This is a genomic window from Micromonospora sp. WMMD737 (assembly GCF_049179055.1).
Taxonomy (GTDB): Bacteria; Actinomycetota; Actinomycetes; order Mycobacteriales; family Micromonosporaceae; genus Micromonospora; species Micromonospora reichwaldensis.
On the sequence record NZ_JBMHMH010000001.1, the window covers coordinates 5,258,803 to 5,276,143 of the forward strand.

Annotated in this window: 16 protein-coding genes and 1 pseudogene; 3 read left to right on the top strand and 14 right to left on the bottom strand. The window is 74.9% G+C overall.

Annotated features, from left to right (window positions below):
* Positions 1 to 139: 139 nt before the first annotated feature.
* Positions 140 to 3,832, top strand: coding sequence for a discoidin domain-containing protein (locus tag ACN27A_RS23240; RefSeq protein ID WP_421456805.1), 3,693 nt, complete (start codon positions 140 to 142; stop codon positions 3,830 to 3,832).
* A 49-nt stretch (positions 3,833 to 3,881) separates the two neighbouring features.
* Here ACN27A_RS23240 and ACN27A_RS23245 read toward each other — a convergent pair whose 3' ends face one another.
* Together ACN27A_RS23245 and ACN27A_RS23250 are read right to left on the bottom strand one after the other, a co-directional pair.
* Positions 3,882 to 4,625, bottom strand: coding sequence for a crotonase/enoyl-CoA hydratase family protein (locus ACN27A_RS23245; protein WP_421456806.1), 744 nt, complete (start codon positions 4,623 to 4,625; stop codon positions 3,882 to 3,884).
* Positions 4,626 to 4,665: 40 nt separating this feature from the next.
* Positions 4,666 to 5,583, bottom strand: a complete 918-nt coding sequence (locus ACN27A_RS23250; RefSeq protein WP_421456807.1) for an EamA family transporter — start codon at positions 5,581 to 5,583, stop codon at positions 4,666 to 4,668.
* A gap of 166 nt (positions 5,584 to 5,749) precedes the next feature.
* On the opposite strand from ACN27A_RS23250, the gene ACN27A_RS23255 reads away from it, so the two are divergent.
* Positions 5,750 to 6,601 carry a Rieske 2Fe-2S domain-containing protein gene (locus tag ACN27A_RS23255; protein ID WP_421456808.1) on the top strand — a complete coding sequence of 284 codons (852 nt, stop codon included), beginning with the start codon at positions 5,750 to 5,752 and terminating at the stop codon, positions 6,599 to 6,601.
* Between the two features lie 31 nt (positions 6,602 to 6,632).
* Here ACN27A_RS23255 and ACN27A_RS23260 read toward each other — a convergent pair whose 3' ends face one another.
* The 12 genes and pseudogenes from ACN27A_RS23260 to ACN27A_RS23315 all read right to left on the bottom strand — a co-directional run bounded on the left by ACN27A_RS23260 (position 6,633) and on the right by ACN27A_RS23315 (position 15,919).
* Complete coding sequence (locus tag ACN27A_RS23260; RefSeq protein ID WP_421456809.1) at positions 6,633 to 7,910, bottom strand: LysM peptidoglycan-binding domain-containing protein; 1,278 nt, start codon at positions 7,908 to 7,910, stop codon at positions 6,633 to 6,635.
* 15 nt (positions 7,911 to 7,925) lie between these two features.
* A complete protein-coding gene (locus ACN27A_RS23265; protein WP_132232360.1) occupies positions 7,926 to 8,357 on the bottom strand; it encodes a pilus assembly protein TadG-related protein in 432 nt (143 codons plus the stop codon).
* A complete protein-coding gene (locus ACN27A_RS23270) occupies positions 8,354 to 8,833 on the bottom strand; it encodes a TadE/TadG family type IV pilus assembly protein (RefSeq protein ID WP_421456810.1) in 480 nt (159 codons plus the stop codon). The genes ACN27A_RS23265 and ACN27A_RS23270 overlap by 4 nt, the downstream gene beginning before the upstream one ends.
* The gene (locus ACN27A_RS23275; RefSeq protein WP_421456811.1) at positions 8,818 to 9,282 is read right to left on the bottom strand and encodes a TadE/TadG family type IV pilus assembly protein; all 465 of its coding nucleotides are present in this window, start codon (positions 9,280 to 9,282) and stop codon (positions 8,818 to 8,820) included. Before ACN27A_RS23275 ends, ACN27A_RS23270 begins: the two co-directional genes overlap by 16 nt.
* Positions 9,283 to 9,291: 9 nt before the next feature.
* Positions 9,292 to 9,501 carry a hypothetical protein gene (locus ACN27A_RS23280; protein ID WP_421456812.1) on the bottom strand — a complete coding sequence of 70 codons (210 nt, stop codon included), beginning with the start codon at positions 9,499 to 9,501 and terminating at the stop codon, positions 9,292 to 9,294.
* Between the two features lie 26 nt (positions 9,502 to 9,527).
* Positions 9,528 to 10,409, bottom strand: coding sequence for a type II secretion system F family protein (locus ACN27A_RS23285; protein ID WP_421456813.1), 882 nt, complete (start codon positions 10,407 to 10,409; stop codon positions 9,528 to 9,530).
* Between the two features lie 52 nt (positions 10,410 to 10,461).
* Positions 10,462 to 11,407, bottom strand: a pseudogene (locus ACN27A_RS23290) (type II secretion system F family protein).
* On the bottom strand, positions 11,368 to 12,900 hold the full coding sequence (locus tag ACN27A_RS23295) for a CpaF family protein (RefSeq protein WP_421456814.1): 1,533 nt from the start codon (positions 12,898 to 12,900) through the stop codon (positions 11,368 to 11,370). Before ACN27A_RS23295 ends, ACN27A_RS23290 begins: the two are co-directional and overlap by 40 nt.
* On the bottom strand, positions 12,890 to 13,690 hold the full coding sequence (locus ACN27A_RS23300) for a ParA family protein (protein ID WP_421456815.1): 801 nt from the start codon (positions 13,688 to 13,690) through the stop codon (positions 12,890 to 12,892). Before ACN27A_RS23300 ends, ACN27A_RS23295 begins: the two co-directional genes overlap by 11 nt.
* Positions 13,691 to 13,692: 2 nt before the next feature.
* Complete coding sequence (locus ACN27A_RS23305; protein WP_421456816.1) at positions 13,693 to 14,352, bottom strand: SAF domain-containing protein; 660 nt, start codon at positions 14,350 to 14,352, stop codon at positions 13,693 to 13,695.
* Positions 14,349 to 15,233 carry a hypothetical protein gene (locus ACN27A_RS23310; protein WP_421458571.1) on the bottom strand — a complete coding sequence of 295 codons (885 nt, stop codon included), beginning with the start codon at positions 15,231 to 15,233 and terminating at the stop codon, positions 14,349 to 14,351. The genes ACN27A_RS23305 and ACN27A_RS23310 overlap by 4 nt, the downstream gene beginning before the upstream one ends.
* Before the next feature lie 119 nt (positions 15,234 to 15,352).
* Positions 15,353 to 15,919 (bottom strand): hypothetical protein, encoded by a 567-nt coding sequence (locus ACN27A_RS23315; protein WP_421456817.1) that lies wholly within the window; start codon positions 15,917 to 15,919, stop codon positions 15,353 to 15,355.
* Positions 15,920 to 16,522: 603 nt separating this feature from the next.
* Here ACN27A_RS23315 and ACN27A_RS23320 point away from each other — a divergent pair.
* Entirely contained in the window at positions 16,523 to 17,275 is a 753-nt protein-coding gene (locus ACN27A_RS23320; protein WP_421458572.1) for a prepilin peptidase, read from the top strand.
* Positions 17,276 to 17,341 lie beyond the last annotated feature (66 nt).

A 17,341-nucleotide genomic window follows, 5' to 3' on the forward strand; every position in this document is an offset into this window, starting at 1 on the left:
CGGCGCAGCGCCGCCCCGACATCGCCCCGACATCGCCCCGCACCGTCCCCCACCTGTCGCGGCACGACGGGCGTACCCCTGCGCCCGTCACCGGGCAACGCACCCGCACCCCACCCCCCCGAAAGAGGTGTAGCGACCCATGTCCAGAAACGGCACCAGACCCGGGACCGCGCCGGCCGGCGCGCCCCGTCCCGTCCCCCGGTCGACCCGCCCGGCCAACCGGCGGCTGCTCGCCGGCGTGCTCGCCGGACTGCTCCTCACCGCCGTCCCGGCCGTCACCCCGGCGGCCGCCGCGCCACCGGCGGACCCGGCCGCGACCGCCGCCCGCGCGGCCCTGCTCGCCGGGCTCTCCGCCACCATGAGCGCCAGCAGCCACAACCAGAACTACGTGGCGGGCCACGCCAACGACGGCAACGCGGCCACCTACTGGGAGAGCGCCAACAACGCGTTCCCGCAGTGGATCCAGGCGGACCTCGGCGCCACCGTCAGCGTCGACCGGGTGGTGCTCAAGCTGCCGCCCTCGTCGGACTGGCAGACCCGCACCCAGACGCTGTCGGTGCTCGGCTCCACCAACGGCTCGTCGTTCACCACCCTGAAGGCGTCCGGCGGTTACACCTTCAACCCGGCCACCGGGAACACCGTCACCGTCAGCTTCACCGCGACCAGCACCCGGTACGTGCGGGTGCAGGTCACCGGCAACACCGGCTGGCCGGCCGCCCAACTCTCCGAGGTCGAGGTCTACGGCGCCGCCGGGAACCCCGACACCCAGGCGCCCAGCGTCCCCGGGAACCTGGCGTACACCCAGCCCGCCAGCGGGCAGATCCGGCTCACCTGGTCCGCGTCCACGGACAACGTCGGGGTGACCGGCTACGACGTGTACGCCAACGGCGGGCTGCGCGGCAGCGTCAACGGCTCCACGCTGACGTACACCGACAGCCAGCCGGACAGCGCCACGGTCTCGTACCAGGTCCGGGCCAGGGACGCGGCCGGCAACCAGTCGGCGAACAGCAACACCGTGACCCGGACCGGTACCGGCAACCCGCCCGTCGGCAGCAACCTGGCGGTCGGCAAGCCGATCACCGCCTCCGGGCACGTGCACACGTTCGTGGCGACCAACGCCAACGACAACAACGTGGCCACCTACTGGGAGGGCAACGGCAACCCGAGCACGCTGACCGTGCAGCTCGGCGCCAACGCCAGCCTCAGCCAGGTGGTGCTGAAGTTGAACCCCGACTCCGCCTGGGGGGCGCGTACCCAGAACATCACAGTCCTCGGGCGGGACCAGGGCTCCTCGACCTTCACCACCCTGGTCGGCGCGGCGAACTACGCCTTCAGCCCGGCCAGCGGCAACGCGGTGACCATCCCGGTCTCGGGCGCGGCGGCCGACGTGCGGCTCTCGATCGCCTCGAACACCGGCGCCCCGGCCGGGCAGGTCGCCGAGTTCCAGGTCATCGGCACCCCGGCGCCGAACCCGGACCTGACCGTCACCGGCATGTCGTTCAGCCCGTCCGCGCCCGTGGAGACGAGCACCGTCACGCTCTCGGCCACCGTCCGCAACGCCGGCTCGGCGGCCTCCGGCGCCACCAACGTCAACTTCTACCTCGGCACCAACCGGGTGGGCACCGCGCCGGTCGGCGGCCTGGCGGCCGGCGCCTCGGCCACGGTCACCGCCAACATCGGCAACCGGGACGCGGGCAGCTACCCGCTGAGCGCGAAGGTCGACGAGTCGAACACCGTCGTCGAGCAGGACGACACCAACAACAGCTACACCAACCCGAGCCCGCTGGTGGTCAGCCCGGTCGCCAGCTCCGACCTGGTCGCCGCCGCGGTCGCCTGGTCGCCGGGCACCCCGGCGGCCGGCAACACGGTCACCTTCTCGGTGTCGATCCGCAACGCCGGCAGCGTGGCCTCCGCGTCGGGCGCGCACGGCATCACGCTCACCGTGCTCAACGAGGCGGGCACGGTCGTGCGTACCCTGACCGGCTCGTACTCCGGGGTGATCAACGCCGGGGCGACCGTCGGCCCGGTCAATCTGGGCACCTGGACGGCCGCGAACGGCAAGTACACCGTGCGGGTGGTGCTCGCGGCCGACGGCAACGAGCTGCCGGTCAAGCAGGGCAACAACACCAGCGACCGGGCGCTCTTCGTGGGGCGCGGCGCCAACATGCCGTACGACATGTACGAGGCCGAGGACGGCGTGGTTGGCGGCGGCGCCAGCGTCGTCGGGCCGAACCGGACCGTCGGCGACCTCGCCGGTGAGGCGTCCGGCCGGCGGGCGGTGACCCTCAACTCGACCGGCAGCTACGTCGAGTGGACCACCCGGGCCAGCACAAACACCCTGGTCACCCGCTTCTCGATCCCGGACGCGCCGGGCGGCGGCGGGATCAACTCGACGCTGAACGTCTACGTCAACGGCACGTTCCACAAGGCCATCGACCTGACGTCCCGGTACGCCTGGCTCTACGGCAACGAGGCCAGCCCGGGCAACTCGCCGAGTGCGGGCGGACCGCGGCACATCTACGACGAGGCCAACGTCATGCTCAACTCCACGGTGCCGGCCGGCAGCAGGATCCGCCTCCAGAAGGACCCGGCCAACACCACCACGTACGCCATCGACTTCATCAACACCGAGCAGGTGGCGCCGATCGCGAACCCGGACCCGGCGCGCTACGCCACGCCGACCGGCTTTACCCACCAGGACGTGCAGAATGCCCTGGACCGGGTGCGGATGGACACCACCGGCAACCTCGTCGGGGTGTACCTGCCGGCGGGCAACTACTCCACCGCGTCGAAGTTCCAGGTGTACGGCAAGGCGGTCAAGGTGACCGGCGCCGGCCCCTGGTACACCCGGTTCAACGCCCCGTCCGGCCAGGACAACACCGACATCGGCTTCCGGGCCGAGAACTCGGCGGCCGGATCGTCCTTCGCGAACTTCGCCTACTTCGGCAACTACACCTCGCGCATCGACGGGCCGGGCAAGGTGTTCGACTTCTCCAACGTGTCGAACATCGTGATCGACAACATCTGGAACGAGCACATGGTGTGCCTCTACTGGGGCGCGAACACCGACCACATGACGATCAAGAACTCCCGGATCCGGAACATGTTCGCCGACGGCATCAACATGACAAACGGGAGCACCAACAACCTGGTCAGCAACAACGACGCCCGGGCCACCGGCGACGACAGCTTCGCGCTGTTCTCGGCGATCGACGCGGGCGGTGCCGACATGAAGGACAACATCTACGAGAACCTGACCTCGACGCTGACCTGGCGGGCCGCCGGCGTGGCCGTCTACGGCGGCTACGGCAACACGTTCCGCAACATCTACATCGCGGACACGCTCGTCTACTCCGGCATCACCATCAGCTCGCTCGACTTCGGCTACCCGATGAACGGCTTCGGCGCGAGCCCGCCCACCCGGTTCGAGAACATCTCGATCGTGCGGGCCGGCGGGCACTTCTGGGGCGCGCAGACCTTCCCGGCGATCTGGATCTTCTCCGCCTCGAAGGTGTTCCAGGGCATCCGGGTCAGCGACGTCGACATCGTCGACCCGACCTACAGCGGCATCATGTTCCAGACCAACTACGTCGGCGGGCAGCCGCAGTTCCCGATCACCGACACGGTCTTCACCAACGTCTCCATCAGCGGCGCCCGCAAGAGCGGTGACGCCTACGACGCGAAGTCCGGCTTCGGCATCTGGGCCAATCCGATGCCGGAGGCGGGGCAGGGCCCGGCCGTCGGGTCCGTCACCTTCAACAACCTGCGGCTGAGCAACAACGCGGTGGACATCCAGAACACCACCTCGACGTTCACCATCAACCGCAACTGACCCATCCGGTGCGAAGAAGGGCCCTTTCCTGACGCGAAGGGGCCCTTCCTCACCTCTCGCCGGCGGCGAAGCGGGCCGCACCGGCCGCCGCGTCGGCGGCCAGTGACTCCATCCCGTACGCCAGCTCCACCTCCAGCGCCGCCGCTTCCGGCAGGCCGGCGCCGGCGAGCAGCGCCGCCCGGTCGTTGCGCAGGCAGGTCTGCGGGTGCCGGGCGATCTCGGCCGCCAGCCGCTCGGCCGCTGCCCGGGACTCACCCGGCGCGACCAGCCGGTTGACCAGCCCCATGGCGTACGCCTCCTCGGCCGGCACCGGCCGGCCGGTGAGGATCAGGTCCATCGCCCGGCTCTCGCCGATCAGCCGGGGCAGCCGGACCGTACCCCCGTCGATCAGCGGCACCCCCCAGCGGCGGCAGAACACTCCGAGCACCGCGTCGGACTCGGCGACCCGCAGGTCGCACCAGAGCGCCAGCTCCAACCCGCCGGCCACCGCGTGACCGGAGATCGCGGCGATCACCGGCTTGCTGAGCGTCATCCGGGTCGGACCCATCGGGCCGTCCCCCTGCGCCTCGACGCGGTTGCCGCTCGGGGTGCCGATGGCCTTCAGGTCGGCCCCGGCGCAGAACGAGCCGCCGGCACCCCAGAGCACGGCCACCGCCGCGTCGGGGTCGGCCTCGAAGGCGCGGAACGCGTCGGCCAGGGCCCGTGCCATCGGCCCGTCGACCGCGTTGCGGGCCGCCGGGCGGTCCAGGATCACCGTGGTCACCGCCGCGGCACGTTCGACGCGTACGCCCATGCCGACAGCATGCCCCCGACGGTGCCGGCGGCGCCAGGCGTCAGGGTGCGGCGGGCCGCTCCCGGCGGACCAGGGTGGCGCCCAGCGCGGCGCCGACCACGCAGGCCACCCCCGCCGCCTGCGGCCAGGCCAGCAGCTCGCCGAGCAGGACCAGCCCGACCAGCGCCCCGATCGCCGGCTCCAGGCTGAGCAGGACCGCGAAGACCCGGGCCGGCATCCGGCGCAGCGCCGCCATCTCCGCCGAGTACGGCAGCACCGACGACAGCAGCGCCACCGCCGCGCCCAGCGCGAGGGTCCACGGGTCGAGCAGCGCCGTACCGCTGCCGGCGACCCCGAACGGCAGCACGGCCAGCGCGGCGACGGCCATCCCCAGCGCGAGGCCCCGGCTGCCCGGCACCCGGGCGCTGACCGCCTTGCCGAGCAGCACGTAGGCGGCCCAGCCGACCGCGACGGCCACGCAGCACAGCAGCCCCAGCCGGTCCACCCCCGTCCCGCCGAGCCCGCTGATCAGCAGCACGCCGCCGCCGGCCAGCGCCGCCCACGCCACGTCGGCGAGGCGGCGGCTGCCGGCGAGCGACACGAGCAGCGGCCCGGCGAAGCCGATGGTGACCGCGACGCCCAGCGGCACCCGGTGCAGGGCCGCGTAGAAGGCGAGGTTCATGACCGCCAGGGCCAGCCCGAACGCCCCGACCAGACCGGCGGTACGCCAGCCCAGGCGCAGCCCCGGCCGGACCAGGACCAGCAGGATGAGCGCGGCGAAGCCGAGCCGCAGCGTGGTGGTGCCGCCGGCGCTGGTGCTGCCGAAGAGCTGCTTGGCGACGGCCGCCCCGACCTGGGTGGAGAGCATGCCCAGCAGCATCAGCAGCGGGGGCGGCACGGCCCGGGGCTGCCCCAGCGCGACGCTCAGTCGGGTCGCCGGTCGACCGGCCGGCAGCGGGCGGGAGGAGAGTGCGTACACCCGGACCACAGTGGTCGTGGACGGTGCGGCCCGCGACCCGATTTCCACGCCCGCCGACCTCGGTGGGGGCGTCCCGTTACGGGTCGGTGGGGGCGCGACCACGTACCGCTGCGGATCCGTCACCGCCGACCGGTTTGCGGGGGCTCCTGCCGGGAAGTCGGTACGGGTGCGAGCACTCTTGACGAAGATCGAGCAGGCATCCGGCCTGGACCGGGTCGGCGACCGGTTGCAGCGCGCCGTCCAGGCCACCCTCCGACCGCAGCGGGTCCGCGACCTGCTGCACGGCGTCTGGCTGGGCCATCCGCTGCACCCGGCGATGGTGCAGGTGCCGGTGGGCGCGTGGCTCAGCACGGCGGTGCTGGACCTGATGCCGGGGCAGCGCCGGGCCGCCGCCACGCTGTGCGCGGTGGGCACCGTCAGCGCCCTCCCGGCCGCGGTCGCCGGCCTCAACGACTGGGCGGCCCTGGCTCGCGACCAGCGCCGGATCGGCCTGGTGCACGCCGCGTCCAACAGCGTCGGCCTGGCGTTCTACGCCGGCTCGGTGGCCGCCCGGATGACCGGCCGGCACAACCTCGGCCGTACGCTCGGCTTCCTCGGGCTCGGTGCCGCCAGCATGGGGGCGTACCTGGGCGGGCACCTGGCGTACAAGCAGGGCGCGCAGGTCAACCAGAGCATCTCCGAGCTGCACCGGATGAGCGACGGCTGGCACTCGATCGCGGACATGGCCGCCCTGCCGGAGCGCAGGCTGATCACCCGGGAGGTCGACGACGTCTCGGTGATCCTCTACCGGCACGGCGACGAGGTCACCGTGATGCTGGAGCGCTGCCCGCACCAGAGCGGCCCGCTGGGCGAGGGCGAGGTGCGCGAGATCGACGGGCACGACTGCGTGGTCTGCCCGTGGCACGGCAGCGCGTTCCGCCTCAACGGCGGCGAGGTCGTGCACGGCCCCTCCGGCAACGACCAGCAGATCCTGCCGACCCGCGTCGTCGACGGCATCCTGGAGACCCGCCTGCCCTGACCGGCGCCCGGCGGCCTCCCGGCCCCGGGAGTCAGGGGCGGCGGTGGCGGCCGATAGCCGTGTCGTGGGACGAACCCGCACGGGTCCGGCCGTGGCCGGTCGGCACGCTGTCGTGGGTACCGGTCTCCGTGCCCCGGTCGACTCCGGTCGCGCCGCCGCGTGGGGTGGTGCGGGCGTCGCAGTGACCCGTGCCGCGCCTGGCCGTGGTGGTGCCGCGCGCGGTGCTGCCCCGGCGGGCGGCGGCCGTGCTCCGGGCCGCGCCTGCCGGTACGTGGGCCGGGCGGCGGCGTAGGCCCAGGACCGCGCCGATCTGCGCGCCGACGATGCTCGCCACCGCCAGGACGGCGGAGACCGCGAGGGGACGGTTCACCCGATCGGGCTCGCCGGCCCGGGCGGCGCCCACCGTCACCGTCGGGGCCTGACCGGCGTCCCTCTCCGCCGGGGGCGGCACCGGGGCCTCGGCAGCCGGCGGGGGTGGCGTCGCCCGCTCGGGAGCGACCTTCCCGGGCGCCGGCTGCGGGGCCGGCCGGGCGGGCGCGGGCGGGGTCGGGCGGGCGACGAGGCGGCCGTTGGCGTGCCGGCGGGCCCCCCGCTCCTCGGCGTCCCCGGGCAGCCTCAACAGCTGGCCCGGGTGGATCTCGTCGGGGTCGCCGAGCCGGTTCAGCGCGGCCAACTCCCGGTAGTCGGCGAACTCGTCCAGGTAGCGCTGGGCGACCGCGCCCAGGTGGTCCCCCCGGGCCACCCGGTAGACCGCCGCACCGTCGTCCGAGGCGGACGAGGTCACCGGAGCGGACGAGGCGACCGGGGTGGACCAGGTGTGCGCGGCCGGACCCGGCCAGGTGGCCTCCGCAACCGTCGCCCGCGCGACCGCGGGCGGTGCCGCCGGCGGGGCGTACGGGCCGGTGACCGCCGTCGCCGCGCTCGCCGCCGGGCTGGCCGCGAGGATCAGCGCGACCGAACCGACAAGCGCGGCGGCGGCCCGTTGCTGGCGACTCATCCCCGGCAGCCGGGGCGCCGGCCGGCGTAGCGCCTGCGCGCAGAGCTCGACCAGGACGGAGAAGGCGAACGTGGCCCAGCCGAACCAGCCGGCCAGCGCCAGCGCTCGCAGGAAGAGCTGCCCGTCGTCCCGGCTCGTCAGCGTCGCACCGATCTCCGCGACGCTGGGCAGGTGGTCGGGCAGCGGATTGCCGGCGAGGGCGAGCAGCGCCACCGGCGCGCCGACCAGCACCGCGCAGAGCACGACGAGCGCGCCGAACCCGGTCAGGATGCGTCCGGTCCGCCGTACGGCGGAGCGCCCCGATGCGGCCATGGCTGCCTTCCCTTCCTACGGTGCCCCGGTGAGCGGCCGCGCGGTCGCCTCACCGGAGACGGTGACGGTCTCGTCGAAGCCGAGCAGGCCGAGCATGGATCGGTGGTGCGTGACGGTGACGCGTACCCGGACCCGGGTCTCCCCGTCGACGACCGGGAAGCTGACGGTGTGGCCGGCGGCGCCGGCGGCGGCGAGGTAACCGGCGACGGCCCGGCGGGCCTGGGGGCGGTCGATCCGGGTCGGCCCGCCCTCGATGGCGCTGGCGCGGTCGATGGCCTGGCCGCCGGCGCGGGCGGCCTCGGCCGCGAGGTTGTCGGCCCGCTGCAACGTGCGCAGCTGACCCGCGCCGTCGAAGGCCAGGCCGATGACGGAGAGGACGCCGACCATCGCCACCGCGAGGAAGATGCTGACCCGGCCCTCGTCGTGCCGGCCGGCCACGGCGGTCATCCCCGGCTCCGGTAGCGGTCCAGCGGCGACGTGAAGTTCGCCGACACGCGCTTGCCGGCGGGCATCCCCGGCAGGACGGACAGGTGCAGGTCCCCGTAGGAGACCGTGCAGGCGATCCGGACGGTGACCGAGGCGTCCTGCCCGGCCGGGCTGCGGAACGCCGCGTCGAAGCTGGTGGGGGCGCCGCGTACCGCGCCGCTGAAGGTCACCTCGGGAGTGCCGGCGCAGTTCAGGCCGCGCCAGTCGAGCTGCCGGCGGGCCGCGTCCCGGGCCTCGGCGCGGGCGGTGCGGGCGTCCCGGGAGATCGAGGCGGCGCGGGCGGCGTCGTGGGCGGCGGCGTCGATCGCCTCGGCCGCCACGGCGGTACGCCCGGCGACGCCGGCCAGCACGATCAGCGCGATGAACGCCGGGGCGAGCACCGCCACCTCGATCGAGACCGAGCCCCGCTCGGCGGTACGGCTCACGGCGCGGTCCACCGTTCCACGGTCCCGTGCGCGGTCTGGTGCACCGGGAAGGTGACCCCGGGTACGACCGACAGGGACCGCCCGCGCACCGTGCAGGTCACCTCGGTCGCGGTGGTCTCGCAGCTCGGTGCGGGATCCTTCCAACCGACCAGCCAGCCTCCCGAGGCCTTCAGGAACCGGACGGCCCGCGCCTCACCGGCCCCGGGCGGCGCCTGGTGCAGCCGCTGCGCGTTGACCGCGCTCTGCGCGGCGTTGAGCGCGGTGGAGCGGGCGACGAACCAGGCCGCGGCCTGGATCGAGGCGAAGAGCAGCAGCAGGATCACCGGCATCACCACCGCCAACTCGACCGGGTTGGCCCCCCGGTCGACCCCGCCGGCCACGAGCCGCCGGGCGGCAGCCGCGACGGGGCGCCGGGCGGCGGTGGCCGCCCGGCGTCCGGGGACGGAGTCTGCTCGGCGCACGGCCCGGCGTTACTTCGAGACCGGATCCTGGTGGGTGGGGATGTTGTCCATCCAGTCGTTTGCGGCACCGAGGGCGGCGGCGGTGACCGCCATCGCGACGGCGACCAGACCGAAGATGATCACTGCGGTCGGTACGGGGCTGTCGCCCCGCTCGCCGTCCTCGCGCAGCTCGGCCAGGCGTGTCGACAGCGCGACGTGCAGGCGGGTGATGACGGACATGACGTGCTCCTTCTCTCGGGGGCGGATCACAGGCGGGCGATGAACGGATAGACGGCGAAGCCGAGCAGGACGAAGACGAGCAGCGCCCCGGGGATGTCGAGCCGGCTGGTCACCCCCTCGGCCCGGGCCAGGTTGTCGGTGCGGATCTGGTCGCGCAGCGAGTCGGCGCGGCTGCGCAGGGTCTCGTGCACCTGCGCGCCCTCGCTGCCGGAGGAGCGCATGATCGCCCCGACGTCGCCCAGTTCCGGGATGCCGATGCGCTCGGCGAGGTCGCGAAGCTCGTCCCACGGCGAGTGCATCTGCATCTGCGCGATCCGCAGCGACTCGGAGATGCGGTCGAAGACCCAGCCGTCGCAGACCGCCGCCGCCCGCTCCAGCGACTGCACCGGCCCGTGCGCGGCGGAGAGCTGGAGGGCGACCAGGTCGAGGTAGGTGCAGACGGCCTGGCGGAACTCGTCACGCGCCTTGTCCGCCCGGTCCAGCACCGACCGGTGCGCGATCAGGGCGCAGAGCAGCGCCAGCCCGAGGCTGCCGAGGACGGGTACGACCACCGGCAGCCGGATGCCGACGGCGAACAGGGTGACGCCGAGCAACGTCGGCGCGGCGAGCCCGATCAGCGCGGAGAGCAGCATCGACAGGGCGTACTGCTCGGGCGTCCGGTCGATCAGGGCGAGCTGCCGGTGCGGTGGCCGCAGCCAGCGGGACAGCCCGGTGAGCCACTCCAGCCGCCGGTCGGCGGGCGTGGTGAGCTGCCCGGCGCCGGCCGGTTGGTGCAGCCGGCGCAGCGCGGGCCCGAGCGCGGGGGTCGCCGGCACCAGCTCGCGGACCACCAGGAAGGCGCCCAGCCCGACCGCCGCCCCGCCGCACACGGCGACGGCGAGCTGCCAGTTGAGGACGACGGCACTCACGGTGCTTGCCTTTCGTTCGCGACTGCGGGGCTCGCAAGCTCACTCCTCGCGCTCACGGGGCCACCTCCTCCGGGGCCGGGGCCGGCAGGAAGCGGGCCGGCCGGCGGGGCTGGCTCATCGACCGCACCCAGGCCAGCAGGCCGACGAAGGCCGCGCCGAGCGTCGCCATCACGAGCTGCCCGAAGGGCGTGCCGTACGGGCTGACGTACTCGGTGTTGAGCAGCCCGTACGCGACCGTGGCCAGGGTCATCCCGGTGAGGAAGCGGACCGCGAACCGGGGCTGGGTGCGCTTCGCCTCGATCTCCCGCCGGGTGGCCACCTCGGCCGCCGCCGCCCCGGCGATCGAGCCGAGCACGTCGCCGAGGCGTTCGCCCCGGTCGGTCACGTGCAGGATCAGCGCCGCCACCACCTGGTCGCAGACCGGATCGCCGATCTCGTCGGCGAAGGCGAGCAGCGCGGAGCGGGCCAGCCAACCGGCCTGGAGGCGGGCGGCGAGCAGCCGTACCTCCTCCTGGATCTCCTCGGGTGCGGTGCCGACGGTGCCGATGATCGTCTGCTGGAGTCCCTGGCCGGTGGCGGAGACGTCCTTGAGCCGGCGGGTCCACTCGCCGACCGCCTCGATGCGGGCGATGGCCCGCTGCTCGGCCTTGCCGACGGAGAACAGCCACGGGGTGCCCGGGACGGCCACCGCGACCAGCAGGCCGACGACCGGCAGGCCGGTGACCAGGAAGGCCAGCGCGCCCGCGACCAGGGCGGCGACCAGCAGCGCCTGGTGGGCCCGCTGCTCACGCGGGGTGGCGCCCGGGCCCTTCCAGAGCCGGTCGAGCCCCCGGCCCGCGCCCGGGCCGCCGGGCGGCCGGCGGGTGCCGACCAGCGCGACGACCGCCAGCAGCAGCCCGGCCACGCAGGCGGCACCGGAGGCCACCGCGACGAGTTCGACGTTGTCCAGCACCTCCGGTCACCGCCGCCCGAGCCGGGTCTGCCGGGGCCGCCGCCACGCGCCCGTGCCGGCCTCGATCCACCGGCTGAGCAGCCGGGCGTCGTAGCCGACCCGGAGGAGTTGGGCGCGCACCCGCTCGGGCAGGTGCCGGGGTACGGCCCGCCCGTCCGGCCCGGGCCCGAACACCTGGGTGGTGGTGATCCGGTTGCCGTCGCCGACGCCGATGACCTCCTCGACGTGCGAGACGAAGCGGTGCTTGCGCCCGCCGATCGCGGTTTCGTCCTCGACGGTGACGTAGACGATCAGGTCGAGCGCGTTGCCGGCCATCCGGCGGGCCTGGTCGACGGTCATCTCCCGGCCGTGCGCGAGCGCCAGCTCGATGATCCGCTCGCTGACCCCGGCGGGCGTACGGGCGTGGATGGTGCACATCGAGCCGCGGCTGGTCGTCATGGCCTGGAGCATCGGGACGATCTCCCGGGACCGGACCTCGCCGACGATGATCCGCAGCACGCCCATCCGCAGGGAGACCGGGATCAGGTCGGCGATGCTCACCTCGCCGGCCGGGCGGCCGTCCGCCCCGCGTTCGCCGTGCCCCTCCCGGGCCTCGAAGCTCATCACCGCCCGGTGCTTGAGCCGGCGGCGGGCCGGCAGCAGCTCGCGGCTCTCCTCCAGCAGCACGTACGGCTCGTCGGCCGGGATCTCGTCCATCAGCGCCCGGATGACTGTCGTCTTCCCGGCGCCCGCGAGGCCGGCCACCATGATGTTCAGCCCGGCGCGCATTGACGCGCGGAGGAAGTCGCGCACCAGCGGGTCGATCATCTCGTCCAGGTCGCCCCGGCCCCCGGCGAGGTCGTCGAGGCTCACGTCCAGCGTGTTGTGCTTGCGGATCACCGCGTACGGGCGGTGGCTGACGAGGAACACCGCGGCGAGCCGGCTGCCGTCGGGCAGTTGCAGGTCGAGGGTGGGCTTGGACGTCGACAGCGAGCGTTCGGTGGCCCCGGCCCGGCGGGCCGCCGCCTGGAGGATCTCCACCAGCTCGTCGTCGCTGTCGGCGATCGGCTCCACCCAGTCGACCCCGCCGCCGTGGCGGGTGACGCGCACCTGGTCGCAGCCGAGGATGTGCACCTCCTCGATGGTGTCGTCGACCAGCAGCGTCTGGAGGCGGCCGAGCCCGGCCAGTTCGGCGGTCACCTGGTCGAGCAGGAGCCGCTCCTCGCCGGCCGCCATCGGGGTGCCGGCCCGGCGCACCGCGTCCGCGTACTCGGCGACCACCCTCACCGCGAGCCGGGCGCGCTCGGTGTCCTCCTCGTCGACGGTGAACTCCCGGCCGCGCTGCCACAGGGCCAGCCGCTCGCTGAGTTCCCGGCGCAGCTCGCGTACCACCTGGAAGTCGACCCGGGGCCGGGGCGGCGGCTCGGACCGCGGCGCGGCGACCGGCACCGGCAGCGGGAGGGGATGGTGGCGCCCGTTGGGCGGGGCCAGCGGCGGGGCGGTCGAGGTGGCGCCGGGCGGCTGCCGGCGCGGGTCGCCGGAGACCGGTTCAAACCGCATCCGGCACCCCCTGCGGCACGGGCCAGGTCAGCCGGGCGCGCCGGCGTTCCAGCAGCGCACCGACCGGCACCTCCAGGGCCCCGGCCGCGCGCATCAGGGGCCGACCGGCCCGCACGGTGCCGCCCAGGCCGAGCACCTCGGCCGTACGCGGGTCGTGCGGCATCCGGGCGATCACCGGCAGCCGCAGCGCCTTGCTGACCTCGCCGTTGCCGTGGCCGTCGCCGACCAGCAGCAGCCGCAGGGTGCCCGGCGGCACCCGGTGCTCGGCGAAGTCCCGCTCGATCGTCCTGGCCATGGCCCGGGTGCCGGAGAGGTCGGGGAGCCGGGCGCCGCTGACCAGCAGCACCACCGAGGCGGCGCGCAGGATCGGCCACGGTGGACCGACGACGTGCAGCCGCCCGCAGTCCACCACCACGTCGTACGGCGGGTCGCCGCCCTCCAGGCTGCCGAAGAAGTCGGCGAACCGCTGCCAGAGCGGGACGACGCTGCCGGCCTGGGCGGGGTCGACGACGCCGGGCAGCAGCAGCCGCTCCCGCTTCGGCGCGTCCAGGTCGACCAGTTGCGACCAGAACGCCGACTCCAGGTTGCCGTCGCGCAACTCGCCGACCGCCAGCTCCCCGATGCCCCGGGGGCCGTCGAGCGCGCCGCCCAGGTAGCCGGCGAGGATCGACCCGCCGGCCGGGTCGCACTCGGCGAGCACCAGCCGCCGGTGCCAGGTCAGGGCGCACGCGAGGGCGGCGGTGGTGACGCCCGGGGAGCCCTTCGCCGACACCAGCGCGATGATCGCCATGGTCAGGCCGCCTCGGTCAGGACGAGGGCGATCCGCTCCTGGCTGGACAGCGCGACGACGGCCGGCACGTCCCGGACGGCGAGCGCCAGGTAGACCACCACCTCGTCGTCGTCGTCCGAGGTGACGGCGTCGATGACCGTCGCCTCGAACCGGGTGGCGGCGCCCGCGGGGCGGTCGTCGTTCCCGTCCGGCGTGCTCACCAGCAGGATCTTGTCGCCGGGGTGGAGCCTGCGGGCGGGCACCTCGGCGGGGCTCAGGCCCAGCGCGAGCTGCTGCTGGCCGGGCCCGAGCAGCGGGTCGTCGGTGAGCTGCGCCATGGTCAGCAGCGTGCCGGGGGTCAGCGCCACGGCGGCCCGCTTGCCGACCACCTCGTCGAGCCGGCCGGCGGGCACCGGCGACAGGCCCTGGCCACCGGCCACCTGCACCGGGACCAGGTCGTCGGCGCTGACCTGCCGGCCGACCTCGACCGCCCGGGCCACGGCCAGGTAGCTGCCGGTGGCGCGTACGGAGGTGACCGCGAACGCCGCCCCCAGGCCGCCGAGGGCGATCAGCAGCACGGCCAGGCCGAGCAGCCCGGGGCGCATCCGCCGCTGCCGCACCACCCGGGGCGGGGCGACCGGCGCGTCCACCGGCCCGGTTCCGTTCCGGGTCGCCACACTCATTGAGCCACCACCTGTAGTTCGTTGATTCGGACCGGCACCGTTCCCGTGGTCCGGTTGACCGGGATGACGCCGCTCTGGCCGCCGCCCTCCCAGGTCACCGTCCAGTAGGTCGTGGCCCGCACCCGGTAGTCGCCGGCCTTCGGGTAGCCCTGGTAGCCGCAGTCGGGGGAGGGGCGGCCGGCGAGCGGGCCGTCGGCCCGGTACGGCGTACCGGCGCCGGAGCAGGTGACCTTGCGGCCGTTGCCCATGTTCCAGACGATCCGGTCGAACGTCGCCGTGATCCACACGGTCAGACCCCGGTCGGTCTCCGACGCCCGCTGGACCGGCCCGAAGTACTTCCGTTCGTCGTTCTTGCCCCACATCCAGACCGGGAGCCCGACCAGGCCGGGACCGTTGCTGCGGCGGGGGGCGACCGCGATCCTGGGCGCCGCGATGGTGATCTTGGCCAGGGCCCGCCGGGCGAGTTCCTCCGGGTCGGGCGGCGCGCCGAAGCCGGGCGGCGGGGCGTCGCGCAGGACCGTGGTCTGGGAGCCGAGGCTGCCGCCGTTGCAGGTGCGCACGTACCACTGCTGGCCCTCGGGGGCCTCGGGCTGCGGTTCGGCGAGCTTGTAGTAGCAACCGTCGCCGTTGTTGAACCAGCCGAGCACCCTGTCGTAGCACTTGACGGTGCGGCCGTTCCACTGGCACTTGCCCCCACCGCCCCCGCCGCCCGAGTCGCCGCCCCCGCCGTCGTCCCCGCCGCCGCCGGGGTCGCCCGGGGTGCCGGGATCGTCGTCCCAGACGCTGCAGTCGCTCTGCCCCGGCGGGCACTCCGCGCCGGGGTCCGCGCGCCCTGCGGCGATCGCCGGCACGGCCGCCCCGAGCGCCAGCAGCAGGGCCAGGCCGGCGCCCGCGAGCGACCTGCGGGCCGTCCCGCCCCGGCCGCCACCGACGGCGGTACGGGCGTGGGCCGCCCCGGCGGTACGGACGCGAGCGGCCCCGGCGTCGGATCCCGCCCGCGTCAGCACGGCTGGTCCTCGTGGGCGGCGCCGGCGCTGATCAGCCAGCGGCCGTCCGGGTAGCGGGTGGCGGTGGCGGTGGCCAGGTGCCGCGTGCCGCCGGTGCCGGGCACGACCCGCTTGTCCCTGGCGTAGACCAGCCGGTAGCCGGTGGCGTCAAGGCAGTCCTGGATCTCCACGGTGGGCGGGCTCGAATCCAGGCTCACCGAGGTCACGGTCGGGTCGGAGACCAACGTGCCGGTACGCATCGCGCCGTGCTCCTTCGCCTTGCGGATGGTCAGCCGGACCCGGGTCAGCAGCGGGTCGGCGAGGAACCGGGACAGCTCCGGGTGGTGGGGGTCGCCGCGCCCGCTCGCCTTGCGGGAGGCGGCGAGATATCCGGCGTACGCGGCCAGCGCCGCCTTCCTCGCCGCCTGCTCGTCGGCGGCGCGGTGGGTGGGGGCGGGGGCGTCCCGAGCGGTCGCCGCCTGGGGGGCCGGTCGGGGCTCGGCACCGCAGGCCGTGGCCGCGCCGAGCGTCGCGATGGCGAGCAGGCAGGTTGCCCATCGGCCGAACCGCCGTCCGCGCACGTCGTGCCTCCTCGGTGGCGACCCGGGGGCCGGTCTCGGCGGCCTCCGGGCATGCGGCGGCGTGACCGGACGGGATCGTCCGGACCTGTCGGAAATCGCCGACGCATTTGCCGTTACGGATCTCTACAAAAGCGTTTTCCCGCGTCGTCCTGTCTTTTCGCTGCGGGTTGCACCACACCCAAGGGGCGAGCATAGGCTGACGCTCGCCGATGCAACAGAGGCAATTCATTTGAACACGGTGAGTGATGACAGGTGGTGGCGGCGGGTGGTCGGGGCCGGTGCGGGCGGGTCGGGTGGCGGGGGCCGGTGGGGCGCCGGCGTGGGAAGCGCGCGCGGTGGGCGAGGCGTCGTCGAGGCGGTCGGCGCGTGTCCCGGACGTGGCGTCTGGTCCGATCCGTCCCCCGCGCCGACGCATAGCTATTCCGCCAGGGTGGGATTCCCGCCCATTTGGGCGCGCCATTTCCGTCCCCGACGCCGCGCATTGCAGGGGAGGGGTGCGGGCCGTTCCGCCCGTTACCATCGGCCATTCATGGCGCTACCCAGCGTGGTCGCCACCCGTGCCGGCCTCCGGAGGCGATCGTGGCGCTGACCGGGCCGCCGGCGGTGGCGGAGCCGACCGCACCGAAGGGTGCCGCGCGCGGGGCGCGGCTGCTGGCCGTACTCGCGCTCGCCCCGGTGCTCCGGCTCGCCGTGATCCGGCACGCCGTACCGCCGGGGGTGGCGACCCGGACCGGGTGCGACGCGTGCGGCGCCCCGGTCGGGTTGGCCCGGCCCTGGCCGGCGCTGGGCCCGACGGCGCGGTGCGGGCGGTGCGGGGCGCGCGTCGGCCCGCCGCCCGGCACGGTGGAACTCGCCCTCGCAGCGGCCGTCGGGGTCCTGGTGCTGCTCGGGCCGCCCGCCGCCGTGCTGGTCGCCACGGCCTGGTGGCTGGGCTGGGCGATCCCGCTGGTCCTCGTCGACGCGGCCGTGTGCCGGCTGCCGGACCGGCTCACCTGGCCAGCCGCGGCCGGGACCTGGCTGCTGCTGGGGCTGGCCGCCCTCGCCGGGGCAGGCCCGGCGCCCTGGCTGCGCGCCACCGTGGCCGGCGTCGCGCTGGCGCTCTTCTTCGCCACCACCACGCTGCTGCTAGGCCGGCGCGGCTTCGGCCTCGGCGACGCCAAGCTGGCGCTCGGCGTCGGCGCGCTGCTGGGCTGGTACGGCTGGGCGGTCCCGGTGGCCGGGCTGGTGCTCGCCCTGCTGCTCTCCGGGGCGGTCGGCGTCGCGCTGCTGGCCGCCCGCCGCGTCGGCTGGCGCAGCCACCTCCCCTTCGGCCCGTTCCTCGTCCTCGGCGCCCTCGCCGCCCTCGTCCTGCTCTGATCCGTGCGCGCGCAGGCCGCCCGCGCCCCCCTCCTGACCGGGCAACCTCCCGTCCGCGCAGGCCCT

What these genes read in the sequence shown, in the direction of transcription:
- ACN27A_RS23240 (WP_421456805.1), top strand. Translation starts at nt 140, where the DNA reads ATGTCCAGAAACGGCACCAGACCCGGGACCGCGCCGGCCGGCGCGCCC.
- ACN27A_RS23245 (WP_421456806.1), bottom strand. Translation starts at nt 4,625, where the DNA reads ATGGGCGTACGCGTCGAACGTGCCGCGGCGGTGACCACGGTGATCCTG.
- ACN27A_RS23260 (WP_421456809.1), bottom strand. Translation starts at nt 7,910, where the DNA reads ATGGCCGCATCGGGGCGCTCCGCCGTACGGCGGACCGGACGCATCCTG.
- ACN27A_RS23265 (WP_132232360.1), bottom strand. Translation starts at nt 8,357, where the DNA reads ATGACCGCCGTGGCCGGCCGGCACGACGAGGGCCGGGTCAGCATCTTC.
- ACN27A_RS23280 (WP_421456812.1), bottom strand. Translation starts at nt 9,501, where the DNA reads ATGTCCGTCATCACCCGCCTGCACGTCGCGCTGTCGACACGCCTGGCC.
- ACN27A_RS23295 (WP_421456814.1), bottom strand. Translation starts at nt 12,900, where the DNA reads ATGCGGTTTGAACCGGTCTCCGGCGACCCGCGCCGGCAGCCGCCCGGC.
- ACN27A_RS23300 (WP_421456815.1), bottom strand. Translation starts at nt 13,690, where the DNA reads ATGGCGATCATCGCGCTGGTGTCGGCGAAGGGCTCCCCGGGCGTCACC.
- ACN27A_RS23305 (WP_421456816.1), bottom strand. Translation starts at nt 14,352, where the DNA reads ATGAGTGTGGCGACCCGGAACGGAACCGGGCCGGTGGACGCGCCGGTC.